The 26,384-nt window shown below is 63.9% G+C and carries 30 protein-coding genes; 13 read left to right on the top strand and 17 right to left on the bottom strand.

Features of this window, described 5'->3' with window-relative positions:
* The first annotated feature begins 64 nt into the window (after window positions 1–64).
* Window positions 65–427, top strand: a complete 363-nt coding sequence (locus ASE71_RS32850) for a nuclear transport factor 2 family protein (RefSeq protein WP_034804642.1) — start codon at window positions 65–67, stop codon at window positions 425–427.
* On the top strand, window positions 424–822 hold the full coding sequence (locus tag ASE71_RS32855) for a VOC family protein (RefSeq protein WP_060519590.1): 399 nt from the start codon (window positions 424–426) through the stop codon (window positions 820–822). Before ASE71_RS32850 ends, ASE71_RS32855 begins: the two co-directional genes overlap by 4 nt.
* Window positions 823–884: 62 nt before the next feature.
* Here ASE71_RS32855 and pheT read toward each other — a convergent pair whose 3' ends face one another.
* The 9 genes from pheT to ASE71_RS32900 all read right to left on the bottom strand — a co-directional run bounded on the left by pheT (window position 885) and on the right by ASE71_RS32900 (window position 9,243).
* The gene (gene pheT, locus ASE71_RS32860; protein WP_060519588.1) at window positions 885–3,311 is read right to left on the bottom strand and encodes a phenylalanine--tRNA ligase subunit beta; all 2,427 of its coding nucleotides are present in this window, start codon (window positions 3,309–3,311) and stop codon (window positions 885–887) included.
* Window positions 3,312–3,344: 33 nt separating this feature from the next.
* The gene (gene pheS, locus ASE71_RS32865; RefSeq protein ID WP_029742442.1) at window positions 3,345–4,427 is read right to left on the bottom strand and encodes a phenylalanine--tRNA ligase subunit alpha; all 1,083 of its coding nucleotides are present in this window, start codon (window positions 4,425–4,427) and stop codon (window positions 3,345–3,347) included.
* A gap of 52 nt (window positions 4,428–4,479) precedes the next feature.
* Window positions 4,480–5,253 carry a hypothetical protein gene (locus ASE71_RS32870; RefSeq protein WP_060519586.1) on the bottom strand — a complete coding sequence of 258 codons (774 nt, stop codon included), beginning with the start codon at window positions 5,251–5,253 and terminating at the stop codon, window positions 4,480–4,482.
* A 145-nt stretch (window positions 5,254–5,398) separates the two neighbouring features.
* A complete protein-coding gene (rplT, locus tag ASE71_RS32875; protein WP_029742440.1) occupies window positions 5,399–5,803 on the bottom strand; it encodes a 50S ribosomal protein L20 in 405 nt (134 codons plus the stop codon).
* Window positions 5,804–5,842: 39 nt separating this feature from the next.
* Window positions 5,843–6,046, bottom strand: coding sequence for a 50S ribosomal protein L35 (gene rpmI / locus ASE71_RS32880; RefSeq protein WP_025425550.1), 204 nt, complete (start codon window positions 6,044–6,046; stop codon window positions 5,843–5,845).
* A 221-nt stretch (window positions 6,047–6,267) separates the two neighbouring features.
* Entirely contained in the window at window positions 6,268–7,635 is a 1,368-nt protein-coding gene (locus ASE71_RS32885; protein ID WP_060519584.1) for a sensor histidine kinase, read from the bottom strand.
* Complete coding sequence (locus tag ASE71_RS32890; RefSeq protein WP_029742438.1) at window positions 7,632–8,297, bottom strand: response regulator transcription factor; 666 nt, start codon at window positions 8,295–8,297, stop codon at window positions 7,632–7,634. The genes ASE71_RS32885 and ASE71_RS32890 overlap by 4 nt, the downstream gene beginning before the upstream one ends.
* Window positions 8,298–8,306: 9 nt before the next feature.
* The gene (locus ASE71_RS32895; RefSeq protein WP_060519582.1) at window positions 8,307–8,774 is read right to left on the bottom strand and encodes a PepSY domain-containing protein; all 468 of its coding nucleotides are present in this window, start codon (window positions 8,772–8,774) and stop codon (window positions 8,307–8,309) included.
* A gap of 280 nt (window positions 8,775–9,054) precedes the next feature.
* The gene (locus ASE71_RS32900; protein ID WP_029742436.1) at window positions 9,055–9,243 is read right to left on the bottom strand and encodes a hypothetical protein; all 189 of its coding nucleotides are present in this window, start codon (window positions 9,241–9,243) and stop codon (window positions 9,055–9,057) included.
* Between the two features lie 15 nt (window positions 9,244–9,258).
* Here ASE71_RS32900 and ASE71_RS32905 point away from each other — a divergent pair, with 15 nt between their 5' ends.
* Window positions 9,259–9,561, top strand: coding sequence for a hypothetical protein (locus tag ASE71_RS32905; RefSeq protein ID WP_060519580.1), 303 nt, complete (start codon window positions 9,259–9,261; stop codon window positions 9,559–9,561).
* A gap of 174 nt (window positions 9,562–9,735) precedes the next feature.
* Here the strand turns inward: ASE71_RS32905 and infC are convergent, their stop codons facing one another.
* Entirely contained in the window at window positions 9,736–10,272 is a 537-nt protein-coding gene (gene infC, locus ASE71_RS32910) for a translation initiation factor IF-3 (protein ID WP_034804663.1), read from the bottom strand.
* A 220-nt stretch (window positions 10,273–10,492) separates the two neighbouring features.
* On the opposite strand from infC, the gene ASE71_RS32915 reads away from it, so the two are divergent.
* Both ASE71_RS32915 and ASE71_RS32920 read left to right on the top strand, forming a co-directional pair.
* Entirely contained in the window at window positions 10,493–11,296 is an 804-nt protein-coding gene (locus ASE71_RS32915; RefSeq protein WP_060519577.1) for an alpha/beta hydrolase, read from the top strand.
* 289 nt (window positions 11,297–11,585) lie between these two features.
* Entirely contained in the window at window positions 11,586–12,206 is a 621-nt protein-coding gene (locus ASE71_RS32920) for a transglutaminase-like cysteine peptidase (protein WP_060519575.1), read from the top strand.
* Window positions 12,207–12,278: 72 nt separating this feature from the next.
* Here the strand turns inward: ASE71_RS32920 and mbfA are convergent, their stop codons facing one another.
* Window positions 12,279–13,262, bottom strand: a complete 984-nt coding sequence (mbfA, locus tag ASE71_RS32925) for an iron exporter MbfA (protein WP_029742431.1) — start codon at window positions 13,260–13,262, stop codon at window positions 12,279–12,281.
* A gap of 165 nt (window positions 13,263–13,427) precedes the next feature.
* Here mbfA and ASE71_RS32930 point away from each other — a divergent pair, with 165 nt between their 5' ends.
* Window positions 13,428–14,258, top strand: coding sequence for a lipo-like protein (locus ASE71_RS32930; protein ID WP_060519573.1), 831 nt, complete (start codon window positions 13,428–13,430; stop codon window positions 14,256–14,258).
* On the opposite strand, the gene ASE71_RS32935 is transcribed toward ASE71_RS32930, so the two are convergent.
* Both ASE71_RS32935 and efp read right to left on the bottom strand, forming a co-directional pair.
* Window positions 14,248–15,489, bottom strand: coding sequence for an SAM-dependent methyltransferase (locus tag ASE71_RS32935; protein ID WP_060519571.1), 1,242 nt, complete (start codon window positions 15,487–15,489; stop codon window positions 14,248–14,250). The genes ASE71_RS32930 and ASE71_RS32935 overlap by 11 nt on opposite strands.
* A 160-nt stretch (window positions 15,490–15,649) precedes the next feature.
* Window positions 15,650–16,219: an elongation factor P gene (gene efp / locus ASE71_RS32940; protein ID WP_029742428.1), complete on the bottom strand. Its 570-nt coding sequence runs from the start codon at window positions 16,217–16,219 to the stop codon at window positions 15,650–15,652.
* Window positions 16,220–16,379: 160 nt separating this feature from the next.
* On the opposite strand from efp, the gene epmA reads away from it, so the two are divergent.
* The 6 genes from epmA to ASE71_RS32970 all read left to right on the top strand — a co-directional run bounded on the left by epmA (window position 16,380) and on the right by ASE71_RS32970 (window position 22,396).
* A complete protein-coding gene (gene epmA / locus ASE71_RS32945) occupies window positions 16,380–17,432 on the top strand; it encodes an EF-P lysine aminoacylase EpmA (RefSeq protein WP_060519569.1) in 1,053 nt (350 codons plus the stop codon).
* On the top strand, window positions 17,429–18,481 hold the full coding sequence (locus ASE71_RS32950; protein ID WP_060519566.1) for a lysine-2,3-aminomutase-like protein: 1,053 nt from the start codon (window positions 17,429–17,431) through the stop codon (window positions 18,479–18,481). The genes epmA and ASE71_RS32950 overlap by 4 nt, the downstream gene beginning before the upstream one ends.
* Before the next feature lie 169 nt (window positions 18,482–18,650).
* Window positions 18,651–19,082 carry a carboxymuconolactone decarboxylase family protein gene (locus ASE71_RS32955; RefSeq protein ID WP_034804671.1) on the top strand — a complete coding sequence of 144 codons (432 nt, stop codon included), beginning with the start codon at window positions 18,651–18,653 and terminating at the stop codon, window positions 19,080–19,082.
* A gap of 1 nt (window position 19,083) precedes the next feature.
* Window positions 19,084–19,977 (top strand): RNA polymerase sigma factor SigJ, encoded by an 894-nt coding sequence (gene sigJ / locus ASE71_RS32960; protein WP_034804673.1) that lies wholly within the window; start codon window positions 19,084–19,086, stop codon window positions 19,975–19,977.
* Window positions 19,978–20,067: 90 nt separating this feature from the next.
* Window positions 20,068–21,495 carry an MFS transporter gene (locus ASE71_RS32965; RefSeq protein WP_082566368.1) on the top strand — a complete coding sequence of 476 codons (1,428 nt, stop codon included), beginning with the start codon at window positions 20,068–20,070 and terminating at the stop codon, window positions 21,493–21,495.
* 85 nt (window positions 21,496–21,580) lie between these two features.
* The gene (locus ASE71_RS32970) at window positions 21,581–22,396 is read left to right on the top strand and encodes a class I SAM-dependent methyltransferase (protein WP_060519564.1); all 816 of its coding nucleotides are present in this window, start codon (window positions 21,581–21,583) and stop codon (window positions 22,394–22,396) included.
* Between the two features lie 71 nt (window positions 22,397–22,467).
* Here ASE71_RS32970 and ASE71_RS32975 read toward each other — a convergent pair whose 3' ends face one another.
* Window positions 22,468–23,130, bottom strand: a complete 663-nt coding sequence (locus ASE71_RS32975) for an OmpA family protein (RefSeq protein WP_029742421.1) — start codon at window positions 23,128–23,130, stop codon at window positions 22,468–22,470.
* Window positions 23,131–23,333: 203 nt separating this feature from the next.
* On the opposite strand from ASE71_RS32975, the gene ASE71_RS32980 reads away from it, so the two are divergent.
* Window positions 23,334–23,972: an exopolysaccharide biosynthesis protein gene (locus ASE71_RS32980; protein ID WP_060519562.1), complete on the top strand. Its 639-nt coding sequence runs from the start codon at window positions 23,334–23,336 to the stop codon at window positions 23,970–23,972.
* Window positions 23,973–24,089: 117 nt separating this feature from the next.
* Here the strand turns inward: ASE71_RS32980 and ASE71_RS32985 are convergent, their stop codons facing one another.
* From ASE71_RS32985 to ASE71_RS32995, 3 genes are all read right to left on the bottom strand, one after another.
* Window positions 24,090–24,437, bottom strand: coding sequence for a hypothetical protein (locus tag ASE71_RS32985; RefSeq protein WP_060519560.1), 348 nt, complete (start codon window positions 24,435–24,437; stop codon window positions 24,090–24,092).
* Between the two features lie 99 nt (window positions 24,438–24,536).
* Complete coding sequence (locus tag ASE71_RS32990; protein WP_060519558.1) at window positions 24,537–25,562, bottom strand: histone deacetylase family protein; 1,026 nt, start codon at window positions 25,560–25,562, stop codon at window positions 24,537–24,539.
* A 293-nt stretch (window positions 25,563–25,855) separates the two neighbouring features.
* Window positions 25,856–26,383 (bottom strand): GNAT family N-acetyltransferase, encoded by a 528-nt coding sequence (locus tag ASE71_RS32995; protein ID WP_060519556.1) that lies wholly within the window; start codon window positions 26,381–26,383, stop codon window positions 25,856–25,858.
* Window position 26,384 lies beyond the last annotated feature (1 nt).

Genomic DNA, 26,384 nt, shown 5'->3' on the forward strand with positions numbered 1-26,384 from the left:
ATGCCCATCGAAATTCCCGCTGAACGCACTACCTCTGAGCAACAAGCAACTGGGGAGGAGCGGGATGTCCGACGAGCAGGCGATCAGTGCAGTGGTGCACCTCTATGTGGACGGCATGGCATTTGCCAACGAAGGGGCGCTGCGCAAGGCGTTCCATCCCGATGCGGCGATCATCGGCAACTACCAGGGCGCGCTCGAATGGATGACGCGTGACGGCTTCATCAAGGCGATCCTCGATACCGGTGCGGCACCACCCGGAACACAGCCGGAAATGGACGTGCAGATGATCGACATCACCGGCGACGCCGCCACGGTGAAGGTCATCGACAGCTTCGCCGGAGAGCGCTTCTCCGATTACCTGTCGCTGGTGAAGATCGACGGCCGTTGGCTGATCGTCAACAAGATCTATCACCTGCACGCGCAATGACGGACGGCGGACCCGAGGCCAGATCGGCCAGCCGGCTGCTTGCCATCGACCATGTGCAGCTTGCGATACCGGAAGGCGGCGAAGACTTGGCGCTCGGCTTCTATGGCGGGTTGCTCGGGCTGACGGAGGTCGCCAAGCCCGCCAATCTGCTTGGCCGTGGCGGCTGCTGGTTCGAGCGGGGCAGCATCCGCCTGCACCTCGGCATCGACCAGGATTTCGTGCCGGCGCGCAAGGCCCATCCGGCCTTTTTGGTCGACGATCTCGAGCGGATGATCCTCAGGCTCGAAGCCGGCGGCGTGACGATCGCCGAGGACGAGCCGCTTGCCGGCTACCGCAGATGTTATGTCAACGACCCGTTCGGCAACCGCATCGAGCTGATGCAGCGCGCGCAATAGGCCGCAACGAAAAAGGGCCGCTGCGGTGCAGCGGCCCTTCGGTATCCGTTTTGTCGATCGGATCAGGCGCGCAGTACGCCGCCGGTCGTCTTCGTCACATTGGCGACGATCTTGGCGGTGAGCGCCTCGAAATCCTCGTCGGTGAGCGTACGCTCGACCGGCTGGATGGTCACCTCGATGGCGATCGACTTCTTGCCTTCGCCGAGCGATGCACCCTCGAAGACGTCGAAGACGCTGACGCCGGTCACCAGCTTGCGGTCGGCACCCGAAGCGGCGCGCAGGATTGCGCCGGCTTCCACGGCCTTGTCGACAACGAAGGCAAAGTCGCGCTTGACCGCCTGGAACGGCGAGAGATCGAGCGCCGGCTTGGTGCGGGTCGCCTTCTTCTTCGGCTCCGGCATGGCATCGACATAGATCTCGAAGCCGCAGAGTGCGCCGGAGACGTCGAGCGCTTCCAGCGTCTTCGGATGGAACTCGCCGAAGGTGCCGAGAACGATCTTCGGGCCGAGCTTGATCGTGCCGGAGCGGCCCGGATGATACCAAGCGGGACCGCCCGGTTCGAACTGGACGTTGCCCATCGGCACGCCGCAGGCTTCGAGCACGGCAATCGCGTCGGCCTTGGCGTCGAACACGTCGACCGGCTTGCCGCCGCCCTTGGCGGCGTTCGACCAGAGACGACCTGCACCGTTCAAGGAAGCCGTGCCGCGACGAATGCCGCCGGCTACGCGGCGCTGCGCGTCCGCCGTATCGCCTTCATAGGTGCCGGAGACTTCGAAGATCGCGACGTCGCCGAAACCCTTGTCGGCATTGCGCTGGGCAGCCGTCAAAAGGCCCGGCAGCAGCGACGGGCGCATGTCCGACATGTCGGAGGCAATCGGGTTCGCAAGCTTCAGTGCCGGTGCGCCGCCGCCAAAGAGCTTTGCCTGCTCTTCGGAGATGAACGACCAGGTAACGGCTTCGAGCATGCCGCGGCTGGCAAGCGCGCGCTTGGCAAGGCGCGTGCGGATCTGCAGCGTCGTCAGGATCTTGCCGTTGACGGTACCATGGCTCGGCAAGGGGGCTGCGACGATGTTGTCGACGCCGTGGATGCGCATGACCTCTTCGACGAGATCGGCCTTGCCGTCGACATCGGGACGCCAGGAAGGAACCGACACCTTGAAGCGGTCGCCAGAACCTTCCACGCCGAAGCCGAGCTTTTTCAGGATCGAGACGCTTTCCTCGGAGGAAACCTCAAGGCCCGTCAGGCGCTTCACTTCGGAAACCGGGAAGTCGACGATCTTCGGCTCATGGCCGGCATAACCGACCACTTCCGCCTTGGCGGCGGTGCCACCGCAAAGCTCGAGCACCAGTTCGGTGGTGCGCTCGAGACCGGGCACCATATATTCCGGGTCGACGCCACGCTCGAAGCGGTAGCGCGCATCGGTGATGATGCCGAGCGTGCGGCCGGTCTTGGCGATGTTCATCGGGTCCCAGAGAGCCGATTCGATCAGGACGTCGGTGGTGTTCTCGTCGCAGCCGGAATGTTCGCCGCCCATGACGCCGCCGATCGACTCGATCGCCTTTTCGTCGGCGATGACCACGTTGTTGGGACCGAGCTTATATTCGCGCTGGTCAAGCGCCAGCACCGTCTCGCCGTCCTTGGCGCGGCGGACCGTCAGGTTGCCCTCGACCTTGGCGGCGTCGAAGACGTGCATCGGCCGGCCCTGGTCGAAGGTCATGTAGTTGGTGATGTCGACCAGCGCATTGATCGGGCGGAGGCCAATTGCCAGCAGGCGCTGCTGCATCCACTTCGGCGACGGGCCGTTCTTGACGCCGCGCACCAGGCGCAGCGAGAAGCCCGGGCAGAGATGCCTGTCTTCGCCGAGATCGAGCGTCAGCTTGGTGGGCGTGTCGCCTTCCACCTTGAAGGCCGGCGCCTTGCGCGCCTTCAAGGTGCCGAGGCCGGAAGCGGCGAGGTCACGGGCAATGCCGTAGACGCTGGTGCAATCCGGCCGGTTCGGCGTCAGGTTGATCTCAATCATCGGATCGTCGAGGCCGGCATAGGCCGCATAGCTGGTGCCAACGGGTGCGTCGGCCGGAAGGTCGATGATGCCGTTGTGGTCCTCGGAGATCTGCAGTTCCTTTTCCGAGCACATCATGCCGCGGCTTTCGACGCCACGGATGGTGCCGACGGCGAGCGTCACGTCGATGCCGGGAACATAGGTACCGGGGGCTGCAAAGGCGCCGATAAGGCCGGCGCGCGCATTCGGTGCGCCGCAGACGACCTGGATCGGAGCGCCGGCGCCGGTGTCGACCATCAGTACCCGCAGCTTGTCGGCGTTCGGATGCTGCTCGGCCGAAACGACCTTGGCGATGACGAAGGGCTTGAAGGCGGCCTTGTCGTCGACGTCTTCCACTTCGAGCCCGATCATCGTCAGGCGCGCGCAGATGTCTTCCAGCGAAGCGTCGGTTTCAAGGTGGTCCTTGAGCCAGGAAAGCGTGAATTTCATGATTTCACCTGTGTCCTAAATATCTACGCGCGATCAGGCCGAGAGACCGCCGAACAGCGTCGGCATGTCCAGCGGGCGGAAGCCGTAATGGGTCATCCAGCGAACGTCGGCGTTGAAGAAGTCGCGCAGGTCCGGCATGCCGTATTTCAGCATGGCGATGCGATCGAGGCCCATGCCCCAGGCGAAGCCCTGGTACTCGTCCGGATCGAGCCCGCCCGAGCGCAGCACGTTCGGGTGCACCATGCCGCAGCCGAGGATCTCCATCCAGTCGGTGCCCTCGCCGAATTTCACGATCGGGCCGGAGCGGTCGCACTGGATGTCGACCTCGAAGGACGGCTCGGTGAAGGGGAAGAAGGACGGGCGGAAGCGCATCGTCACCTGGTCCACCTCGAAGAAGGCCTTGCAGAATTCTTCCAGCACCCAGCGCATATTGGCGACGTTGGCCGCCTTGTCGATGACCAGGCCTTCGACCTGATGGAACATCGGCGAGTGGGTCGCGTCCGAATCCTGGCGGTAGGTCTTGCCGGGGATGATGATGCGGATCGGCGGCTTCTGCGCTTCCATCGTGCGGATCTGCACCGGCGAGGTGTGCGTGCGCAGCACCTTGCGATCGCCGTTCTCATCCGGGTTGAAGAAGAACGTGTCGTGCATCTCGCGGGCCGGATGACCCTCGGGGAAGTTCAGCGCCGTGAAGTTGTAGTAGTCGGTCTCGATATCGGGACCTTCGGCGATCGAGAAGCCCATGTCGCCGAAGATCGCGGTGATCTCGTCGACGATCTGGCTGATCGGGTGGATGCGGCCGCGCTCGGCGGGCGACGAGCGGACCGGCAGGCTGATATCGACGGTCTCGCGCGCCAGGCGCTCGGCGATCGCCTGGTCCTTCAGCGCCGACTTGCGGGCGGCGATCGCTTCGGCGACCGTGTTCTTCAGCGCGTTGATCTGCGCGCCGCGGGTCTGGCGCTCTTCCGGCGTCATGGTGCCGAGCGTCTTCAGGAGCTCGGAGATCGAGCCCTTCTTGCCGAGCGCGTTGACGCGCACCGCCTCGATCGATCCTTCGTCGCCGGCGGCGTCGATGTCCGCCAGGAGTGTCCGTTCCAGTGTTTCCAGTTCGCTCATTCTGTCCTGCCTCGATGCGGGAATGGGTTCGGTTCTATATCGGTTCTTGTCTTCAGGAATGTGATCGCGTTGCACCCGCCAGATAGTCCGTCGCAGCGATGAAACGGATGATATCGTTGCCCTTGCGGAAGCGCAGGACGAAGCGCGCCAGCGGCAGGAAGCGGATGAAGAGCGGCATGATTTCGGTGAGCGCCCGGCTGGCTTCCGCCGGCGCTGCGCGCCTCCAGGCGGCAAAGGCCGCGGCCGGGGTTTCCGGCTGCACGGCCCGGCTCGCCACCTGCAGGAACAGGAGCCAGAGGTCGCGCGCCTGGGCGGTCGCCAACGGCATGACGCTCGCAGGCACCTCCTCGAAATCGAGGAAGCCGAATTCGCCGTTGTCGATGATGAAATCGCGCGGATGCGGACGTCCGTGGCAGAGACCTGCGCGGTGCAGGCGCCCGAGTTCCGCAGCGCAGCGCACCAGCAGCTGATCGTGCGCGGCGGCGTCGCTGTTGCGCAGCGGCCCCATATGCTTGCTGACCGGCAGACCAAGATGGGAGAGAACCAGCACCTTCGGCCCACGGTAGACAACCTCGGGCGTCATGAAACCGGCCGCGGAGAAGGTCGCGATCTGGCGAACTTCGCGCTCGATCATGCCCTCGACGTCGAGAAGCGGGGACGGCAACAGTACCGGAAGGCCACAGACCCGCGCGACGAAGGCTTGCGTGCGCAGCCAAAGACGAGGGCCCTGACGATGATAGCGCTTGATCCAGACCATACGATCCTTGAGCTCGCAGCGCTCAACGCGCTCCCGGCCGGCTGCAAGCGCTGCCAGCAGAGACGTCATATCGTCGTCATCAAGCTCCGGGACCGCGCATGGTCCCCTTCGATCGTGGTACACTTTCGTCCCGTAAAACAAGAAAAACCCGCGCCAGCCCTGCCAGCGCGGGTTTCCCAACTAATTTCAAAAACGATTTTGGGAAAACGCTGGCTTAACGAACAGCGCTTTCAAACTCGTTTGCCGTGCCGGCTTCCTTGAGATAGGCGAGCGCCTTCTTGGAAGCTTCGACGAGGGCGCCGAATGCTGCCGGCTCATGGATAGCCATGTCGGACAGAACCTTGCGGTCAACTTCGATGCCAGCCTTGTTCAGGCCGTCGATGAAGCGGCCGTAGGTCAGGCCGAATTCGCGGACGGCAGCGTTGATACGCTGGATCCAGAGAGCGCGGAAGTTGCGCTTGTTGACCTTGCGGTCGCGGTAAGCGAACTGCTTCGAACGGTCAACCGCTGCCTTGGCGGCGCGGATGGTGTTCTTGCGACGGCCATAGAAGCCCTTGGCTGCCTTGAGCGTCTTCTTGTGCTTGGCGTGAGCGGTTACGCCGCGTTTTACACGTGCCATGTCATGATCTCCTTAACGTGTCCAATATGCCTGAAAGTCTTAGAGACCGTTGGGCAGGTAGTTCTTGATGACCTTCTTGCCATCAGGCTCCGCGAGAACCATGGTTCCACGTGCGTCGCGGATGAACTTGTTGGAACGCTTGATCATGCCGTGGCGCTTGCCAGCAGCTGCTGCACGAACCTTGCCGGTCGCGGTGATCTTGAACCGCTTCTTGGCAGACGATTTCGTCTTCATCTTGGGCATTTTGCTACTCCATTGTTCTTAAGAATCGAAACGGACAGACGAGGTCCATTTCCAGCGTTAAGAACGGCCACGGCATGCCCTGCCGGACCGTTCGGACGGGGGCTTATAACCGCACATCCCGAAAAGCGCAACTGGGGAATCGAAAGAGCGGGCTGCAAGCGGCGATCCAGTGCCTTCGCCGCCTGCGCATGCCGCCTTTTTTTGCGACGACGCATTGCGCCTCAGGTCGGATCGCGCGGACGCCGGCTGCCGCCGCCGACGTCGAAGATCAGCGCGACCTCGAGACCGCCCAGGGCCGACTGCCCGAGCGACATGGTCGCGCCATAGGCCTCCGCTATATCGGCGCTGATCGCCAGCCCCAGGCCATTGCCGGAGGCCTGGCCCGGCGCGGCATTGGCACTATGCCCCCCGCGGCACATCGCCTGCTCGCGGTCGCCCTCGGCAACCCCCGGCCCATCGTCACCGACCGTGATCCGCACGCGCCCGTCGACCACCTCGGCCGATAGCCGGATCCGTGCCCGCGCCCATTTGGCGGCATTGTCGAGCAGATTGCCGAGACATTCGGCAAGGTCGGCCGGATCGACGTCGAGTGAAATCGACGGATCGATGTCGACCTCCCAGACGACGTCGCGCTCCGCGGTCACGGGACGCAGGACGCTGACCAGCTTGTTGCCGAGATCGGCGAGTAAGGTCGTTGCCATGCGCTCGACGCCCATGCGGGCCGCCTGAAGCTGGCGGTCGGCGCGCTGGCGTACGAGGTCGACCTGTTCGAGCGCGATGTCGCGCTGGTGTTTCGGCAGGCCTTCGGCGAGTTGCGCCAGCACCGTCAGCGGCGTCTTCAGCCCGTGGGCGAGGTCGCTGGCGCGCGCCCGGGCCTGCGCCAGCGCCGTCGCGCGCTCCGCAAGCAGAAGATTGATTTCGCTGACGAGCGGCTGCACCTCACTTGGCCCGGCCAGGCCAAAATCCTTCTCCTCGCCGGACCGGACGCGGGCGGCTCGCTCCCGCAGCCGCACCAGTGGCAGAAGGCCGAGGGCACCCTGCAGGAATGCGGCGCCGGCAAGCACGACGGCCGTCGCCAGCAGCATCAGCCGGATACGGCCGTGAAAGGCGGAAAGAGCGTCATCGAGTTCGCTGCGCGCAAAGCCGGCAGTAACCGCGAACTGCCTGGCATCCGCGCCTTCGCCAAGCGTCAGGGCCTGGCGGTAGACAAGGATCGGCGCGCCATCCGGCCCCTCCGCTTCGAGGAAGCCCAGGTGGTGCGGCGCCGACGGGCGATCGGCATCGATTACCGTGTCCCACAGGGAGCGCGAACCCAGAGGAGTGCCGCCGTCGCGGTCGAGCTGCCAGTAGCGGCCGCCGGCCGGCAGGCTCAGGCGCGGATCGGCCGGCGCGCGCGGCAGCACCAATTCACCGTTGCGCACCCGCACCTGGGCGGCAACCGTATCGACGAGCGTTGCCATTTCGGCGCGGTAGCGCCCGGCAACGTAGTCGGTAAAAAGCCGGCTCAAGGAGAGCCAGACCACCAGCAGAACCAGGCAGATGGCGACCGATGCGCCGATTGCCAGCCTCAGCCGCAACGAGCGGATCATGCGCCACCGTCCGGCAGGACATAGCCAAATCCGCGCCGCGTTTCGATCGCACCGCTCTCCGTCTTTTTGCGCAGACGGGCAATCATCGCTTCCACCGCATTCTTGGCGGCATCGTCGTCGCGGCCCTGAACGTGGCTTGCCAGCTCGAGCGGCGTGACAACCTGCCCCTTGCGCTCCACGAACAGTGCAAGCATGCGGTATTCGAGCGGGCTGAGGTCGAGCGGCAGCCCGTCGAAGGTCACCCGGCGCCCCGCCTCGTCGAGGGTGAAGCGTCCGGCAGCACGCACCGACCCAACACGCGGACCGGCGCGCCGCAGAAGGGCGCGCAGCCGCGCCAGAAGCTCCTCGGCCCGAAAGGGTTTCGGCAGATAGTCGTCCGCCCCGGCATCGAAACCGTCGACGCGCTCCATCCAGGAGCCGCGCGCCGTCAGAACCAGAACCGGCGTCTCCAGCCCCGCCTGCCGCCAACGCTTCAGGATCGACAGCCCGTCCATGCCCGGCAGGCCGAGATCGAGGATGACCAGGGCGTAGTTACCGCTCTCCCCTTGCTCCCAGACATCCGGGCCATGGGTGAGCGTATCGACGCCGTAGCCTTCCGCCTCCAGCCGGCTTGCCACATGGGCCGCGATGTTGGGATCGTCCTCCGCCAGAAGAATCCGCATGTCGTTCCTCTAGAACCCGAAAATGTTCACGAACTTGCCGGTTCGAGCATTGATGCGCAGGTTGCGGATCGTGCCCTGCTCGTCGCGGGTGCGGAGCCGGTAAATCTCGCTGCCACCCGATCGCTTGAGATCGACCGCAATGACCTGGCCGTACCTGTCTTCGTCGACCAGCCGGAGAACCTCCTTCAGCGGCAGGATGTCGCCCTTTTCGACGCCGTCGCGCGCCCGCTCCTGATCGCTCCGACGGATACCGCCGGCACCGTCCGGCCCGAGGTCTTCGTCGTCATCATCATCATCATCGTCTTCGTCGTCATCGTCGTCATCGTCGTTGCCGTGCCCGCCGCCGCCATGCGAGCCACCGTCATCATCGTCGTCGTCATCCTTGGCGAGAGCCGCCATGCCGCCGGGCTGCGGCGCGAGCGAAAGCAGGAGCGAGCAGCAGAAGAGCGCGATCAGGTCTCGTCGTGTCATCGCCATGGCTTCATCCTGTCGCAACTGCTCCTCAGCGTCGGGTCCTTCCAAATGCGTTTGCGCAAGCATCCGCCAGGTGGTTCGTCTGCGGCGACGCCGCGGGCATCGTTCGGGGCGAGCCTATGCCAGCCTTGGCGAGAACGCCAGCGACGCGCATGCCCCCAGCGCCGTTTCGGGCACAGGGGGCATGCGCTTGCCGGGTCGGGCCGCCGGGCGGGCTGGTGACGGCCGACCATCGCTCCGGCGCATGGTGTGGGGCGAATGCGCCGGGCAAATTGTGACTTGATCAGAATGCCGGCCGGATGGAGACGCTGCCGACCGGTCCCGGATTGCGCCGGATATCGCTGTCGTGCGGCTCGACCGTCACGACGCGAACGCCATGTTCGTATTCCACCTCGACCTCGAGCACACGGCCGAGATTGTCGACGGCAACCAGCGAACCATTGCGCAGGCCCCGGAGATTTTCGTCGGTCACCCGCAGTTCAATCTCATGATCATCTCGGGCATCATCGAAGTCGTCGTCGATGTCGTCGAAGCGGTCATCATCATCGTCGTCGCGATGACCGGGGCCACGATCATCGTCATCGTCTCGATCGTTGTGACGACCGTCGTCGCGGTCGTCATTGCCGCCACCACGACCGCCGTTATCGTCGCCGTCATCGTCATCGTCGGCGAGCGCCGTGGTCGAGAAGGGATTCGACGCTCCGGTGGCAACGAGGGAAGCGCCAATCGGCGCCGAAACGAGGCCGCAGACGGCGACCGTAGAAACGAGCAAGGCCTTGCGCAGTACTGAAGTCATGATCTCGGCTCCTTCTCCCGATGCGATGCGGAGAGAATGGCACGGGACGCCTGACAGCTCGCTGAGGGCGATTGTCAGCATTCTGTCAGCAAAGCCCGAAGGATCCCGCAAACGAAAAAAGCCGCCCGGAGGCGGCTTTCGTCATCTCGACGGATGGGCGGCACGCGCTTAGCGCGGCGCGAGAACCATCATCATCTGGCGGCCTTCGAGCTTCGGCTCGGCTTCCACCTTGGCAATCGCCTGGGTGTCGTCCTTGACCTGCAGCAGAAGCTTCATGCCGAGTTCCTGGTGGGCCATTTCGCGACCGCGGAACTTCAGCGTGACCTTGACCTTGTCGCCGTCCTCGAAAAACCGGTTCATCGCCCGCATCTTCACGTCATAATCGTGCGTGTCGATGTTGGGACGCATCTTGATTTCTTTGATTTCGACGATCTTCTGCTTCTTGCGCGCTTCGGCCGCCTTCTTCTGGTTGGCGAACTTCAGCTTGCCAAGATCGAGGATCTTGCACACCGGCGGTTCGGAGTTCGGCGCGATTTCCACCAGATCAAGACCGGCTTCCTCCGCCATACGGAGCGCCTGGTCGATCGGGACGGCGCCGATGTTCTGGCCTTCGGCGTCGATAAGCTGAACCCGGGGCACCCGGATTTCCTTGTTTGAGCGCGGCCCCTCCTTGACGGGGGCGTCCGCTTTGAACGGTCTGCGAATGGTCGTACTCTCCTCGAGCTATTTCGAAAAATGTTGTTTAATTCGTTCGCCGGCGCGATCCCAAACGAAGCGCCTGAATCTGTCACCGACGGCAATGTGTGAATTGCGACGGGAGAGTCAATAGCACGGCTTGCAAGGAAAATCACCACCTGTCGATAGCAAGACGAATCTGTTTTAGAAAGAAAATCGCCAGCGAAACGGGCCTTTGGAGAGAATTTGCATGCAGGATACGCCAGCCGAGACGGAAATCAGCTTCATCGAGGTCGGCGCAGCGGAGGCCGCGCGCAAGATCGCGATGCGCGTGCGGCACGCCGCCAAGCCGGCGGATGGGCAGCCGACACTGGTCTGGCTCGGCGGCTACCGCTCGGACATGACCGGCACCAAGGCGGTCGAAGTCGAGCGCTATGCCATGGAACGGGGGGCTGGCTGCGTGCGCTTCGATTATTCCGGCCATGGCTCCTCCGGCGGCGCCTTCACCGACGGCACGATCTCGCGCTGGCTGGAAGAAAGCCTCGCCGTCATCGATCAGGCGGCACCGGGGCGCGTGGTGCTGATCGGTTCGTCGATGGGCGGCTGGATTGCCTTGCGGGTCATCCAGGAGCTCAGGCGCCGGGGCGACGGAAACCGGCTCGCCGGTCTCGTCCTGATCGCGCCGGCACCCGACTTTACCGCCGAACTGATCGAGCCCAACCTGACGGGTGCCGAGCGGGCCTCGCTTTTAGAACGCGGCTATTTCGAGGAGCCTTCCGAATACAGCCCCGAGCCGAACATCTTTACCCGCGCGCTCATCGAGGACGGGCGGGCCAACCGGGTGCTCGACGGCACGATCTCCACCGGCTGCCCGGTGCACATCCTGCAGGGCATGCGCGACCCGGATGTCCCCTACTCCCACGCCCTGCGGCTGATGGAGCACCTACCCGCCGACGACGTCGTCATGACGCTCATTCGCGATGGCGACCATCGCCTCTCGCGTGAAGAAGACATTGCTAAAATGAAACAGGCGATCGGCACGATGCTCGCCTGAGCCCATGCCGGAATAGCCCTTCCTTTTCGACCGAACCTCAAGGACAAAACCCGTCCTGTGCCGCAGATCCCCTGCGGCGCAACGGTTCGCGTGCACCCCGCTCCGGTTTTAACCATAAAGTCCGATGCCCCGATTCCGGAGATTGACTCCGCAGCCCCGACGTTATTAACTCTTTATTAACGATTAGAGCAGCGCCGGGGACGAACCTAAACAAGCTGCCTTCAACTCAGGATTGCGCGAATGGGTCCGGACAAAGAGCGTCCGGCATACCGCGCCGCAGGGGACTTGTATGGCGTCTTGGACTGGGGTTAAGGGAAGTATCGCGGCGTTCTGCGCACTTTTCATTTCAGCAAACACGGTAATCCCCGCACAGGCGGGATCGCCTCCCTGGATGCAGACCGGCTCCGCGACCTCGCAGCCGATCGGCCACTACGAATTCTGCCAGAAGTACAAGAGCGAGTGCAACGTACGCTCCAAGGGAACCGTCGCTGCGCGTGTGACCGAACGAGGCTGGGCAACGATCCGGCAGGTGAACGCGGCGGTCAACCGCGAGATCACGCCGATGACCGACCTGGAACTGCACGGCCGGGACGAAGTCTGGTCCTATCCGGACGGCGCCGGCGACTGCGAAGACTTCGTGCTCGAAAAGCGCAAGCGCCTGATGAGCAGGGGCTTCTCGGCAAGCGACCTGTTGATCACCGTGGTGCGCAAGCCTGACGGCGAAGGCCATGCGGTTCTGACCGTTCGCACCTCGCAGGGCGACTTCATCCTCGATAACCTCGAAAACGGCGTCAAGCTCTGGACCAACACGCCCTACCGCTACCTGAAGCGCCAGGCGTCGAACCACAGCGGCCGCTGGGTCACCATCCAGAACGGCGCGGAAGTCCTCGTCGGCTCGGTCGGCAACTGACCTCAAGGCGACAGAAGAGTTTCAAAAAAGGGCCGGTCGAACCGGCCCTTTTTCGTATCTCCCGCTCGCCCGTCAGGCGTTGCCGATCAGGATGCCGGCCGCGAGCACCAGACCGCCGCCGAGCACCACCTGGAATGCGGCCCTGAGGAACGGCGTTTCCATGTAGCGGTTCTGGATGAAGGCGATCGCCCAAAGCTCGACGAAGACGATTACCGCTGCAGTCGCGGTCGCCGTCCAGAAATGCGGGATCAGATAGGGCAGCGCATGGCCGAGACCGCCGAGCGCGGTCATGATGCCGGAGGCAAGGCCGCGCTTGATCGGTGAGCCGCGACCGGAAAGCTTGCCGTCATCATGGGCGGCTTCGGTGAAGCCCATGGAGATGCCGGCGCCGACGGAGGCCGAGAGACCGACAAGGAAGGTCTGCCAGGTATCCTGGGTGGCAAACGCAGCGGCGAAGATCGGGGCCAGCGTCGAGACCGAGCCGTCCATCAGGCCGGCGAGACCGGGCTGAACGTAAGTGAGGATGAACTGGCGGCGCGCGGTCTGGTCCTCCTCGGCGCGCACGTCCTCAGGCGTATGCTCTTCGCCAAGCCGACGGGCGAGCGATTCATGCGACTTTTCGGCGATCGCGAGATCGCCGAGCAGTTTGCGGGTGGCGGCATCCTGGGTTCTGGTGGCGGCCTCGACATAGAAGCGGTGCGCCGCCTCCTCCATCGCTTCGGCCTCCTCGCGTGCCTTTTCGATCGGCATTTCGGCAATCAGCCAGTCAGGCTTGCGCTCGGGGAAGTCGCGCACATGTTCGCGCCGGATCAGCGGGATGCGGTTGCCGAAGCGCTGGACGTGCAGATCGATCAACCATTGCCTGTGGTGGCTTTCCTCCTCCGCCATCTCCTCGAACACTTTTGCCGAGTGGGGGTACTGCGCCCGAAGCGCATCCGCATATGCGAGATAGATGCGCCCGTCGTCCTCCTCGGAGGAGATGGCGAGCGCCAGGATTTCCTGTTCGCTGAGAGACAAAAACGGGCGTTTGGAACGGGAGAAGAGACGGGAAAACATTGGGAGGAAACCTTCTTTAGAATAATTCTAAAATAGAAATGCAGGATCGCACCGTCAAGCCCAAAGCTATGCAATCATGTAACAATCGCTCGACAGAGTGTCGCGGCTCGGCCACCATGCCCGCCAGTTTCGAATCCCTATCCCCTCCCCGGAGCGATCGCCTCGATGAGGACCATCTATCCACTTTCCGAAAGCAAGGACACGCTGCTCGATCGTGTCGGCGCCAGGCTCGCCGCCCGCCTGCAGGCGCAGACGTCGGGCTACGAGCCCTACACGCCATCCGATCAGGAAACGCTGGCGCGCACGCTGCGCCCGGGCGACATTCTCCTGATCGAAGGCAACCAGAAGGTTTCGGCAGCGATCAAGTATCTGACGCAATCGACCTGGTCGCATGCCGCCTTCTTTGCCGGTGACCAGATGCCGCTGACGCTCGATCAGGCGACACTACCCGTCATCGAGCGGCCGCAACTGATCGAGGTAAACATCGGCGAGGGCTGCGTTGCCGTGCCGTTGAAGAAATACGCCTCGTTCAACACCCGCATCTGCCGGCCTATCGCGCTGACGCCGGATGATCGCACAGCACTCGTCGGCTTCATGATCTCGAGGCTCGGGATGAAATACGACCTGAAGAACATTTTGGACATGCTGCGCTATTTCATGCCGACGCCGCCGGTTCCGGTGCGCTGGCGGCGGCGCCTGCTTGCCTTCGGTTCCGGCGACCCGACGCGCGCGATCTGCTCGACGCTGATTGCGGCCGCCTTCGAGCAGATCCGCTATCCGATCCTGCCCGAGGTTACCCGCGCGCCCGGACGGGCGTCCGCGACCTCGACCTATTCACGCGAGGAGATCCTGCATATCCGCCATCATTCGCTCTACACGCCCAGGGATTTCGACCTCTCGCCGTTCTTCGCGATCGTCAAGCCGACGCTGGAGTTCGGCTTCGACTACAAGCGATTACGCTGGCAAGGTGACGGAGAACACCCGTTCAAAGGTTGAGAGCGAGCGCCTGTTCGCGGGCCATGTAGTCGCGCTGGCGGTCGGTGATGTAGTCGCGAACGATCGGCGCCGCATCACGCGAGCGCGACAGCTGCATGTGGAAGACAAGCTGGCTGCCGGTGCGGAACATCATCTCGGCACTGATCAGATAGAACTCCCACATGCGGGCAAAGCGCTCGTCGTACAGGGCGATCACCTTGTCGCGGTTCGCGTCGAAGCGCGCGCCCCAATGGGCAAGCGTCGTCGCGTAGTGCACCCGCAGGAATTCGAGATCGCTGACCCAGAGGCTGTTGCGCTCGACGACCTCGAAGACCTCCGACAGTGCCGGCGAATAGGCGCCCGGGAAGATGTACTTGCGAAGCCACGAGCTCGCCATGCCGGGCGGGCTCATGTGGCCGATCGAATGCAGCACCGCCAGGCCGTCGTCCGGCATCAGCGCGTTCAGCTTCTTGAAGAACTCGTCATAGTGATGGACGCCGACATGTTCGAACATCCCGACCGAGACGATGCGGTCGAACGGCCCCTGCACATCGCGATAGTCCTTGAGCTCGAAGCGCACCCGGTCCGACAGGCCCGCCTTGCGCGCCCGTTCGGTGGCAAGCGCCTGCTGCTCCTTGGAAAGCGTGACGCCGAGCACCTGAACATCCGCCAGCTGCGCCAAGTACATCGCGAGATCGCCCCAGCCGCAGCCAATATCCAGCACCTTCATGCCGGGCTCCAGGCAAAGCTTGGAGGCAAGCAACCTCAGCTTGTTGCGCTGCGCCGTCTCGAGCGTCTCGTTGGGCTCGCGGAAGTAGGCGCAGGAGTAGAGCATGTTCTCGTCGAGGAACAGCTTGTAGAACTCGTTGCCGAGATCGTAGTGATGCGCGACGTTCTGCTGGGCCTTGCCCTTGGGGTTGGCCTGCTGACGCTTGCGGAAGCGCATTTTTACCGCGCGCAGCAACTTCTGGATCGGGTAGGAGCCGAGCGACAGGCGGTTGACCGAAAATAGCGTCAGGAAATCGCGAAGGGTGGAGCCCTCCTCGAAGCGCATGGTGCCGTCCATATAGGCTTCGCCGGCGGCCAGTTCGGCATTGAAGACGAGGCTGCGATAAAGCTTCTTGTCGGTGAGACGCATCGTCACTTCCGGTCCTGGCGTCCCGGAATAAACGTGCCTCTTGCCATCGGCATCGATCACCGTCAGGCGACCCTTGCGAATGAACGACTTCATCATATGCGACAATGGGAACATGCAGGCCCTCTCGTGACACGTCGTAACGGCGCCGCATCCTAGCACCCGTTTTTCGAAATACGCCCCTTAAATTTCTGGTTGCTCATGCGGCCTGCCCGAAACGAAAACGGGGACGGCAACCTTCGCTGCCGTCCCCGTCCAAATTGACCTGGTCGATGCCTCAGTCCTTGGCGCGCTCGACGTAGGAGCCGTCTTCCGTCGCGATGATGACGCGGGTGCCGGCCTGGATATGTGGCGGAACCAGCGTGCGGACGCCGTTCGACAGAATGGCCGGCTTGTAGGACGACGAAGCCGTCTGGCCCTTGACGACCGGCTCGGTCTCGGTGATTTCGAGCGTCACGTGGCGCGGCAGGTCGATGGCGATCGCCAGGCCTTCGTGGATCGAAAGAATGACGGCCATGCCTTCCTGCAGGTAGGCCTTGAGATCGCCGATGTCCTCGGTGGTCATGACCAGCTGGTCATAGCTTTCCGGGTTCATGAAGTGGAAGCCTTCGGCGTCTTCATAAAGGAAGGTGTGCTCGCGGTCTTCGACGAAGGCGCGCTCGACCTGTTCGGTCGTGCGGTAGCGTTCGGAGACCTTCACGCCGTCGGAAATGCGGCGCATGTCGACCTGGGTGACCGGCGTGCCCTTGCCCGGGTGGAAGTTCTGGGCGGTAAGCACGACATAGAGCTTGCCGTCGACGTCGAGAACGTTGCCCTTACGGACAGATGAAGCGATGACCTTGACCATTAGTCTTCCTTGTAACAGAGGTATGCGCGACACCGCGGGCCGGAAACACGGGCCCTGAAGGACGCGGAAAGAAGGATTTCGCGCCGCCACTACCCTAATTTCGCGCAAATAGCCAGCCTGAGCCGGTATCTGCACGAAGAAAGCCTGGACTGAACCGATCATGTCGCATGCCTCACCCTGGTGGACACCCGATGTCCATGCCGACCGGCGCCCGTTTCTTCTCGGCCGCAACCGGATCCAATCGGTATTGCGCCGGTTCTTCGAGACACGCGACTTCATCGAGGTCGATACCGCGACCCTGCAGGTCTCGCCCGGCAACGAGGCGCACCTGCATGCCTTCGCGACCGAGGCGCTCAACCACGACGGAACCGGCCATCCGCTCTATCTGCACACCTCGCCGGAATTTGCCTGCAAGAAGCTGCTGGCCGCCGGCGAAGAGCGCATCGCCTGCTTTGCCCATGTCTACCGCAACCGCGAGCGCGGGCCGCTTCATCACCCCGAGTTCACCATGCTCGAATGGTACCGCGCCGGCGAAAGCTACGAGGCGTTGATGCGCGACTGCGCCGAGATCCTGGCGCTTGCGGCGGAAACCACCGGCACCAAGCAGTTCATTTTCCAGGGGCAGGACTGCGATCCCTTCGCCGCTCCGGAGCGCCTCAGCGTGGCGGACGCCTTCGAGCGCTTTGCCGGCATCGACCTGCTGGCCTCGATCGCCGCCAATGGCGAGACCGACCGCGACCATCTGGCTGCCACGATGGCGGCAGCCGGCCTTCGGGTCGCCCATGACGACACCTGGGCCGATCTTTTCAGCCGGGTGCTTGTCGAAAAGGTCGAGCCGCACCTCGGCTTCGGCCGCGCAACGATCCTCGACGAATATCCAACCGCCGAGGCGGCACTGGCGCGTCCTGCCGCACGCGACCCTCGCGTTGCCGAACGCTTCGAGCTCTATGCCTGCGGCGTTGAGCTTGCCAATGCCTTCGGCGAGCTGACGGATGCGCCGGAACAACGGCGTCGCTTCGAAATGGAGATGGCGGAGAAGGCCCGCGTCTACGGCGAGACCTATCCGCTCGACGAGGATTTTCTTGCAGCGCTCGCGATCATGCCCGAGGCAAGCGGCATCGCGCTCGGCTTCGACCGGCTGGTGATGCTCGCAACCGGAGCCTCACGCATCGACCAGGTGCTCTGGGCGCCAGTGGCGGAGACACGAGCATGAACGTCCACCGCCCGATCAAGACCGCACGCGAGCTGGTCGAAACTGGCCTCGTCGACAGCGCCAAGGAGGCGGCGGTTGCCGCCGTTGCCGAGCGTTATGCCGTTGCGATCAGCCCCGTCATCGCCGGTCTCATCGATCCCAACGACCCCAATGACCCGATTGCCCGGCAGTTCGTGCCGGATGCCGCCGAGTTGATCCTGCTGCCCGAAGAGCGCGAGGACCCGATTGGCGACAAGCCGCACAGTCCGGTGACCGGAATCGTCCACCGTTATCCCGACCGAGTGCTCCTGAAGGCCGTGCATGTCTGCCCGGTCTATTGCCGCTTCTGCTTCCGCCGCGAAATGGTCGGGCCCCAGGGGCTCGGCACGCTGACGCCAGCCGAACTCGATGCCGCGATCGCCTACATCGCCGAACACAAGGAAATCTGGGAGGTGATCCTCACCGGCGGCGATCCGCTGGTACTGTCCCCGCGGCGGCTCGCCGAACTCATGGAACGGCTGAAGCCGATCCCGCATGTGAAGATCGTCCGCTTCCACACCCGTGTGCCCGTGGTCGAGCCGGCACGCATCGACGCCGACCTGATCGCTGCACTCAAAGCCAGCGGCAAGGCGACCTATGTGGCGCTGCATGCCAACCACCCGCGCGAGCTGACGGACGAGGCACGTGCCGCCTCTGCCCGACTGATCGATGCCGGCATCGTCATGATCAGCCAATCGGTGCTCTTGAGGGGCGTCAACGACGATGCCGAGGTGCTTGCCGGCCTGATGCGCGCCTTCGTCGAAACGCGGATCAAGCCCTACTACCTGCACCACCCGGATCTCGCCCCCGGCACCAGCCATTTTCGCCTGACGATCGAGGAAGGCCAGGCGCTGGTTGCCGCCCTGCGCGGCCGCGTCTCCGGCCTCTGCCAGCCGACCTATATCCTCGACATTCCTGGCGGGCACGGCAAGGCGGTGATCAGCGCTGCCTCGATCGCGGACGAGGGCGGCGGCTGCTACACCGTCACGGATTTTCGCGGTCGCGAGCACAGCTACCCACCGAAAGCCTGATGCACGGCGAGAAATCGCGACTCTCCAAATTATTGAAACTTCTTCAAAATAATCAGCTCATGCATTTTTCTTCGCGTCCTGCGAGAAAAATCATCGTGCCCGCGTCACAGCTGTCCGGCGTCGATCGTCAATTGGTCATAGGCACCACGACAACGATGGAGTTGAGACCATGACCGATACCAAGGCCGTCCGCTACGAACAGGAAATCTCCGATGTGCTCGGCGCGCTCGCCGACGTGCACAAGACCATGGACCTGCACGGGCTCGACCGCACGATCCACAATCTCGTGCAGCTGCGCGCCTCGCAGATCAACCGCTGCGGCTTCTGCGTGAAGATGCACACCAAGGAATCCCGCACCGAGGGCGAGAGCAACGAGCGGCTCGACCGCATCATCGTCTGGGACCAGGTCAATGATTTCACGCCGCGCGAGAAGGCAGCGCTTGCCTGGACCGAAGCTCTGACCGAACTCGAGCCGCGCACCGACTTTGCGCCGCTTCGCGCCGAGCTGCGCCAGCATTTCAGCGAAAAGGAGATCAGCGTCATCACCGCGACGGTGGCGATGATCAACCTTTGGAACCGCATCCAGATCTCGAGGCACTGACATGAACGACCGGCAGCACATGCAGATCTTCGAGGAGGCGCGCCCGCGCCTTCTCGGCCTTGCCTACCGCATCCTCGGCTCGCGTGCCGATGCGGAAGATGCGGTGCAGGATACGTTCCTGAAATGGCAGGAGGTCGACCGGACAACGATCGAAACGCCGGCGGCGTGGCTGACGACCGCCTGCACGCGGCGCTGCCTCGACCTCCTGAAGGCGGCGCACCGCAAGCGCATCGATTATGTCGGCGCATGGCTACCGGAGCCGATCCATACGGCGAGCGATGACAATGCCGAGGAGAAGCTTGCGCTGACATCCTCACTGACGACGGCCTTCCTGTTGATGCTCGAACGGCTCACACCGAAGGAGCGCGCCGCCTATCTGCTGCACGAGATCTTCGGCCAGCCCTATGAGGAAGTGGCCGAAACGCTCGACATGCAGGAAACCGCCGCCCGCAAGCTGGTGTCGCGCGCCAAGACCAATATCGGGCTCGAAAAAGCCCGGCACCAGACGCCGCGTGAGCGACAGGACGAACTGCTTTCGGCCTTCCACCAGGCAATCCACGGCGGCAATGTCGCTAGCCTCTCGGCCCTGCTTTCGGCCGATGTGAAGCTGACAGCCGACGGCGGCGGCAAGGTGGCGACCGTGCTCGGAGTGCTCTCGGGCAAGGAGACGGTGCTCGCCTTTATCATCGATCGGCTTACCGAATACTGGTCGCATTACGTCTGGGAAATCGGCGACATCAACGGCGGCCGCGGCATCGTGCTTCGAGACGAAGCGAAAAACGAGATCGCGGCAACCGTCGCCTTCGGCTATGACGGCGACGGAAACGTCAACGACATCTTCATCATGCGCAACCCGGACAAGCTCACGCATTTCGGCGAGGCTGCGCTCCACTGATAATGGCGGCATCGCCCTTGCAAACGTGATCCTCCCCACCGGCCAGGCCGGCCGCACGTTTTCGGCAATACCGCTGCATGAGGTACTGACATGCTCGAAAAAACATCCGCAGCCCACCAGGAAACCGGCTGGCGCGCGCTTTTGACCGGCGGGAACGCCGTGCATTCGCTGGTGCTCAGCGGCGGCGTCGCGCTGCACGCGCTCAACATCTACGTCGTGACGACGATCATGCCGTCGATCGTGCGCGAGATCGGCGGGCTCGAATATTACGCCTGGAGCACGACCGTCTTCGTCGCCGCCTCGATCCTCGGCGCGGCCCTGTCGGCCCGGCTGCTTGGTGCCGTCGGCGCCGGCGGCGCTTATGCGATCGGTGCGCTGGTCTTCGGGCTGGGCACATTCCTCTGCGCTGCGGCCCCCTCGATGGCGATGCTGCTCGCCGGCCGCGCGATCCAGGGTTTCGGCGGCGGGCTGCTCTATGCGCTTGCCTATGGCGTGATCCGTGAGGTCTTCCGGCCAGAGCTCTGGACCCGCGCCATCGGCCTGATTTCGGCCACCTGGGGTACGGCGACGCTGGTCGGTCCGGCGATCGGCGGTATGTTCGCGGAGTTTTCCACCTGGCGCGTCGCCTGCTGGTCGCTCTTGCCGCTGACGGCGCTGCTGGCAACCCTCGCCTTCTCGACCTTGCCGCGCAAGGCTGCCGGCGAAGGCGCACGCACGCCGCTTCCCTTGGTGCAACTGGCACTGCTCCTCGCCATCGTGCTTGCGCTTTCCATCGCCAGCACGCTGACCACGGCGGTGGAGCAGGTAGGCTGCGTCGGCGCGGCGATCCTCATGTTCCTGGCACTGCTCGTCGTCGAGAAACGGGCGACAGGCAAGCTGCTCCCCTCCGGCAGTTTCACCCCGACCTCCCCGCTGGCAGCCCTTTATGCTACGATCACCCTGCTGATGGTCGGCCTGCAGCCGGAAATCTATGTGCCGTACCTCCTGCAGGAGCTGCACGGATTGTCGCCGCTGGTAGCCGGCTACATTGCGGCGCTGATGTCGATCGGCTGGACCGCCGGGTCGATGACAAGCGCCCACTGGCATGGGGAAAGGGCAAAGCAGACGATCTTTGCCGGCCCGGCCTTCGGCTTTGTCGGCCTGGCACTGATTGCGCTGTTCATGCCGATGGCAGGATCGGAATTCATGGTGATCGCCGCGCCGCTCAGCCTCGGCATCATGGCGGTCGGCTTCGGCATGGGCTTTGCCTGGCCGCACATCGTGACGGCCGTCTATGAATTTGCGCCGGAAGGCGAAGCGGAGAAGGCGTCGAGTTCGATTACCACGGTCCAGCTCTTCTCCGCAGCACTCGGCGCGGCGCTGGCCGGGCTTACCGCCAATCTCGCCGGCATCGAAACGCCGTCGACGGAAGGCGTGGCGATGGCGACACGCTGGCTCTTCTGGCTGTTTGCGCTGATGCCGGCGCTGGCCGTTCTGACAGCCGGACGAGTCTGGCGGGCGCGCCGAACGGCGAAATAGGCGCCATTGCGGGCCTTCCCCGGGGTGGAGGGCCTGCAAAATGCAAGCTGTGCGGCGGGGTGCATCACGCCCTTGGGAGGAGAGGATGGAAGCCGAGGAGATCGGCCTTCACGGCGTACGGGAGACCTTGCTGGTCACGCTCCAGGCCAAAGCCGCAGAGAGCGCGTTCCCGGATTCCCTGCTCAACGATCACTTTGCCGCCGATCTCATGCGGCAGCTCGCCGGCAGGCCGAAACCGCCCGATGCCGGCCACGACATGACCATCGGCATTGCCGTGCGCGCCCATATGCTCGACCGCTGGGCGCGCGCCTTTATCGGGCGCCACCCGGACGCAATCGTGCTCAACCTCGGCTGCGGTCTCGACACACGTATATTGCGGCTCGATCCGCCGGCGTCCATCGGCTGGTTCGATGTCGACTTTCCCGATGTGATCGCCTTGCGGCGACAGCTTTTCCCGGCGCGCGCCGGCTGCACGACGATCGCCTCCTCGATAACGGAGCGTGAGTGGATCGACCTCGTTCCGGCGGACCGCCCGGCGATCGTCGTCGCCGAGGGCGTGTTTCCCTATCTCTCAGAACACGAGGTCCGCGACCTCTTGCGACGGCTGACCTCCTGTCTTGCCGGCGGGGAAATCGTCTTCGACGCCTACAGCCATCTCGGTATCGAGCTTTTGCGGCTGAGCCCATCGCTGCGGGCAACGGGGGCGGAGCTTCGCTGGGGGCTGGAAAACGCGCAAACGCTGGAACGCGACGTGCCCGGGCTGACGTTGCTCGACGAGATCAGCGAGTATGATTCAGGCCAGGTCGCACGCCTGTCGCCGATGGCGCGGATAGCGGCGCATGTCGTCAGCGCCCTGCCGATGCTGCGCCGGATGGGCCGCCTGTTGCGCTACCGTTTCTAGCCCGGCAAGGCATGAAAAGGGCCGCGCCTTGCGGCGCAGCCCTTCGATTGCAAGCGGTCGCTTTCGGCCGATCAGGCCTTGATCGGCGCGATCGAGATTTCGACGCGGCGGTTCTGCGCGCGGCCGGCTTCGCTTCCGTTGGACGCGATCGGACGCTCCTTGCCGTAGCCCATGGCCGACATGCGGCGCTGGTCGACGCCCTGGCCCGCCAGGTAGTTGGCGACCGAAGCGGCACGGCGCTCGGAGAGGCCCTGGTTGTAGGAGGCGCTGCCGGTCGCGTCGGTGTGGCCATCGACGTCGATCATCGTCTTGTTGAACTTGCGCAGCACGATCGCCACCGAGTTCAGCGTGTCGTAGAAGGCCGGGATCACCTGGTCGCGGTCGGTCGCGAACGTGATGTTGGACGGCATGTTGAGGATGATGCGGTCGCCGGCGCGGGTGACCGATACGCCGGTGCCCTGCAACTGGGCGCGCAGTTCGGCTTCCTGGTTGTCCATGTAGTTGCCGATCAGGCCGCCGCCGAGACCGCCGATTGCGGCGCCGACGAGTGCGGAGTCACGCCGTCCTGCGGCACTGCCGCCAACCAGCAGACCGGTTGCCGCGCCGAGGCCTGCGCCGATCAGCGCGCCACCGGCCGTGTTCGACATCTTCTGCTCGCCCGTATAGGGATCGGTGGTGGTGCATCCCGAAAGATAGATGGCCGCGACAGCCAGAATGGCGCATTTCTTGATCATGGAATCAGTTGTCCCCATTGGTGCTCGAAGTTGCTTCATACTCGCGATTGCGGCAGGAAGATGAAGAGGCGTCCCATTCACGCCAAGGTTTACCGGCAAATCCAGCTTCGCCAGCGGCTGGCGTGGCCATCAGGGCACACAATAACCGATCCTTGACACGCTCTTGATAGGACGGGCACCAAAGAAAAGAGAGGCAAGCTCCAATGGCAATCGAGTTCGGCGACACGCAACGCAGTCTCAGCGACACGCTCAACGGCATGATTGCCTCGATCCGCGGCGAGACGATCACGCTACGCGAGCTGATGACGGAAATCGGCGAACAGGGCTTCCTGCTGCTGTGCGCCCTGCTGACGCTGCCGTTTCTGCTGCCGGTATCGATCCCGGGCGTCAGCACCGTCTTCGGCGCAGCGATCATCCTGATTTCCGTATCGGTCACGCTCAATCGCCTGCCGTGGATGCCGCAGCGCATTCTCGATCGCCGGATCGAAACCGAGAAGCTGGTGCCGACGCTGCAGAAAGGCGCGGATCTCGTTTCCAAGCTGGATCGTTACGTCCGTCCGCGTCTCGGTTTCCTGACGCAGGGCGCGCTGATGAACCGATTCAACGGCCTGATGATCATGGCCGGCGGCATTCTCCTGATGTTCCCGCTCGGCCTGATCCCGCTGTCGAACACGCTGCCGGGGATCGCGATCCTCTTACTCTCGCTCGGTATCATCCAGCGCGACGGACTGATGGTGGCCGGGGGCTATCTCTTCCTGATCGCGACCACGGTCTACTTCACCGTGCTTGCCTATATGGCCTTTGCCGCCGGTCAGGGCCTGTCATCGTTCTTCGTCTCCTGACACATATTCACATCAGGCGTGTGGATCGGCCCGGCCAACTGCCGGGCCTTTTCGTTCTGACCATCTGTGGCACGCAATTCCGGACCGAAACCGCTGTACACGTTTCCTGGAATTGCTCTAGGCAGCCAGACCGCCGAAAGCCCGGTAGCTGGCAAAGTCGGTGCGGATGTCGAGCACCTTCATCAGCGCCTCGCGATCGAGGCCGAGCTGGCGGTCGAACTCGATGAGCGCGGCTGCGACCTTCGGCGCGACGTCGGCATTGGCGAATTCGATCATGGTGATGAAGTCAAACTGGCCAGGACCGGCGTGCTGCTCCAGGAACAGGTCCTTCACATATCCATCCTGCTTGCGGATGACGGCCAGCGTCTTGTCGACCAGCTCGACGAACTGCGGCCGCGCTTCCGCCGGCACGGTGTATTTGTTGATGCGGTAAAGCGGCGCCACGCTATTTGATTGACTGCTCATAGCTCTTTTCCTCTCATCTCTTTTTGAACGAGAGCAGTCGTACGACCTCAAGTATAGTTGAGGTCAATAGTGGCAAAACGCTTTTCCGATGACGGAATCCTAGCCGGAAATACCTCTCAGCACGTTGGCGACGTTGAGGCCGATTTCCGGCACGCCGTAGCCCCCCTCCATGCAGACGACGACCGGCAGGCCGGTGCGCCGCAACGCCTCGCCCATGCGCAGATAATCTTCGGACTTCAGCTGGAAGAACGAGATCGGGTCGCGCTCGAAGGTATCGACGCCGAGCGAGACGACCAGGGCTTCGGCACCGAAGGCCTCGATGCGCGAGAGCGCGTCGGCCATGGCGCCCGACCAGGCATCAAACAGGGTGCCGCGCGGCAGCGGATAGTTTTTCGTCGTGCCGAGCCCGGCACCGGCACCCTCCTCGTCGGCAAAGCCGAGGAAATGCGGGAAGGCCTCGACCGGGTCGCCATGCAGCGAGGCGAAGTAAACGTCGCCGCGTTCGTAGAAAATATCCTGGGTGCCGTTGCCGTGGTGGAAATCGACATCGAGCACGGCGACCTTCTGGGCACCATGATCCCGCAAGCGCTGCGCGGCGCAGGCGGCATTGTTGATGAAGGAATAGCCGCCATAGAGATCGATCGCCGCATGATGGCCGGGCGGGCGGCAGAGCGCGAAGGCGGCACGGCTCCTGGCGTGGATGTGGTCGGCCGCCGAGATGGCGCAATCCATCGCCGCGCGGGCGGCGGCGTAGGTACCCTCAGTGATCGCCGTTTCCGCCGCGAAGGAATAGTAACCGAGCGCGCCGTCGATATCCCTCGGCGGATGCTGGCGCATGCGCCGCGCCGGGAAGCAGGCCGGGATCGCCTCCCCCCTGTAGCCATCGGCGACCCAGCGCGACCAGGCGGTTTCGAGGAAGTCGAGGTAATCGGGCGCGTGCAGCTTGAGAGCGACATCGAGACCGTGACGCTCGGGTGCCACGACATCAAGGAACCCCGCTTCCTTCACCGCCGCCAGGATCCATTCGGCGCGGAACGGCGCCTCGAAAGGCGGCACGAGTTCGCCGCCGAAAAGTTCGGTCTTGGCGTCGCGGAGCTTGTGGTCTTCGGAGTAGTAGATGCGCATGGGGGTATCCTGTTCGGGTGCGACTGGCGGGCGCGGGCAACCTACGACAGGAGTCGGGCTGCTGGCTATCTCGGCGTGCGCCCTCATCCGGCCTGCCGACCACCTTCTCCCTGCAAGCGGGGCGACGGAGACGCGCGGCACCCGCTCGCTTCAACAACAGCACTGTTGAAGGGCGATGGCTTCGCCCGACAGCTTTGCGAACTGGCACGTCCCCTCTCCCCGCCTGCGGGGAGAGGGCTAGTCCTCGGTTTCAACCCGAGGAGAGGGGCAATCGCGAGACACAATAAATGCCGCTAAGCCGCAATCCGCTTGTAGAAGAATGTCGTGGCGCAGAGGCCGCCTTCCGGCCACATCGCATAGTCGGGGATGACGCCGACGCGCTCCCAGCCCAGGCGCGGATAGATCGCCTCGGCATCGCTGCCAGTCGCGGTGTCGAGCACCAGTAGCGTCTTGCCACGGGTGGCGGCTTCGCGTTCGACCGCGTCCATCAGCCGGCGTGCCAGCCCTTTGCCGCGGGCGTCGCGATGCACCAGCAGCTTCTTCAGATCGCCGCGGTGCGGCTGGTTCGGCATCTGCGCGACACCGACCTGCACGGTGCCGAGGATGCGGCCTGCAACCTCGGCCACCATCAGCAACGTCTCGCCGCCAGCAACCGCCTCGGCGACGCCGCGCCAGTAGGCAAGCGCGCTCTCGGGCGGATAGGGCTGCATGAAGCCGACCGAGGCGCCACCCTCGACGCAATCGGACAGCACCTCGGCGAGCGCAGGGATGGCGGCCAGCGCTTCATTCGCAGACAGCAGGCGGATCTGAATATCGGACATG

This window comes from Ensifer sp. Root954, assembly GCF_001429005.1.
In the GTDB taxonomy this organism is placed as follows: domain Bacteria; phylum Pseudomonadota; class Alphaproteobacteria; order Rhizobiales; family Rhizobiaceae; genus Ensifer; species Ensifer adhaerens.

Bases quoted from the DNA above. Each gene is read 5' to 3' on its own strand.
- ASE71_RS32850 (WP_034804642.1), top strand. From the start codon at position 65: ATGTCCGACGAGCAGGCGATCAGTGCAGTGGTGCACCTCTATGTGGAC.
- ASE71_RS32855 (WP_060519590.1), top strand. From the start codon at position 424: ATGACGGACGGCGGACCCGAGGCCAGATCGGCCAGCCGGCTGCTTGCC.
- pheT (WP_060519588.1), bottom strand. From the start codon at position 3,311: ATGAAATTCACGCTTTCCTGGCTCAAGGACCACCTTGAAACCGACGCT.
- pheS (WP_029742442.1), bottom strand. From the start codon at position 4,427: ATGAGCGAACTGGAAACACTGGAACGGACACTCCTGGCGGACATCGAC.
- ASE71_RS32870 (WP_060519586.1), bottom strand. From the start codon at position 5,253: ATGACGTCTCTGCTGGCAGCGCTTGCAGCCGGCCGGGAGCGCGTTGAG.
- rplT (WP_029742440.1), bottom strand. From the start codon at position 5,803: ATGGCACGTGTAAAACGCGGCGTAACCGCTCACGCCAAGCACAAGAAG.
- rpmI (WP_025425550.1), bottom strand. From the start codon at position 6,046: ATGCCCAAGATGAAGACGAAATCGTCTGCCAAGAAGCGGTTCAAGATC.
- ASE71_RS32885 (WP_060519584.1), bottom strand. From the start codon at position 7,635: ATGATCCGCTCGTTGCGGCTGAGGCTGGCAATCGGCGCATCGGTCGCC.
- ASE71_RS32890 (WP_029742438.1), bottom strand. From the start codon at position 8,297: ATGCGGATTCTTCTGGCGGAGGACGATCCCAACATCGCGGCCCATGTG.
- ASE71_RS32895 (WP_060519582.1), bottom strand. From the start codon at position 8,774: ATGGCGATGACACGACGAGACCTGATCGCGCTCTTCTGCTGCTCGCTC.
- ASE71_RS32905 (WP_060519580.1), top strand. From the start codon at position 9,259: ATGATCATCTCGGGCATCATCGAAGTCGTCGTCGATGTCGTCGAAGCG.
- ASE71_RS32915 (WP_060519577.1), top strand. From the start codon at position 10,493: ATGCAGGATACGCCAGCCGAGACGGAAATCAGCTTCATCGAGGTCGGC.
- ASE71_RS32920 (WP_060519575.1), top strand. From the start codon at position 11,586: ATGGCGTCTTGGACTGGGGTTAAGGGAAGTATCGCGGCGTTCTGCGCA.
- mbfA (WP_029742431.1), bottom strand. From the start codon at position 13,262: ATGTTTTCCCGTCTCTTCTCCCGTTCCAAACGCCCGTTTTTGTCTCTC.
- ASE71_RS32930 (WP_060519573.1), top strand. From the start codon at position 13,428: ATGAGGACCATCTATCCACTTTCCGAAAGCAAGGACACGCTGCTCGAT.
- ASE71_RS32935 (WP_060519571.1), bottom strand. From the start codon at position 15,489: ATGTTCCCATTGTCGCATATGATGAAGTCGTTCATTCGCAAGGGTCGC.
- efp (WP_029742428.1), bottom strand. From the start codon at position 16,219: ATGGTCAAGGTCATCGCTTCATCTGTCCGTAAGGGCAACGTTCTCGAC.
- epmA (WP_060519569.1), top strand. From the start codon at position 16,380: ATGTCGCATGCCTCACCCTGGTGGACACCCGATGTCCATGCCGACCGG.
- ASE71_RS32950 (WP_060519566.1), top strand. From the start codon at position 17,429: ATGAACGTCCACCGCCCGATCAAGACCGCACGCGAGCTGGTCGAAACT.
- ASE71_RS32955 (WP_034804671.1), top strand. From the start codon at position 18,651: ATGACCGATACCAAGGCCGTCCGCTACGAACAGGAAATCTCCGATGTG.
- sigJ (WP_034804673.1), top strand. From the start codon at position 19,084: ATGAACGACCGGCAGCACATGCAGATCTTCGAGGAGGCGCGCCCGCGC.
- ASE71_RS32965 (WP_082566368.1), top strand. From the start codon at position 20,068: ATGCTCGAAAAAACATCCGCAGCCCACCAGGAAACCGGCTGGCGCGCG.
- ASE71_RS32970 (WP_060519564.1), top strand. From the start codon at position 21,581: ATGGAAGCCGAGGAGATCGGCCTTCACGGCGTACGGGAGACCTTGCTG.
- ASE71_RS32975 (WP_029742421.1), bottom strand. From the start codon at position 23,130: ATGATCAAGAAATGCGCCATTCTGGCTGTCGCGGCCATCTATCTTTCG.
- ASE71_RS32980 (WP_060519562.1), top strand. From the start codon at position 23,334: ATGGCAATCGAGTTCGGCGACACGCAACGCAGTCTCAGCGACACGCTC.
- ASE71_RS32985 (WP_060519560.1), bottom strand. From the start codon at position 24,437: ATGAGCAGTCAATCAAATAGCGTGGCGCCGCTTTACCGCATCAACAAA.
- ASE71_RS32990 (WP_060519558.1), bottom strand. From the start codon at position 25,562: ATGCGCATCTACTACTCCGAAGACCACAAGCTCCGCGACGCCAAGACC.
- ASE71_RS32995 (WP_060519556.1), bottom strand. From the start codon at position 26,383: ATGTCCGATATTCAGATCCGCCTGCTGTCTGCGAATGAAGCGCTGGCC.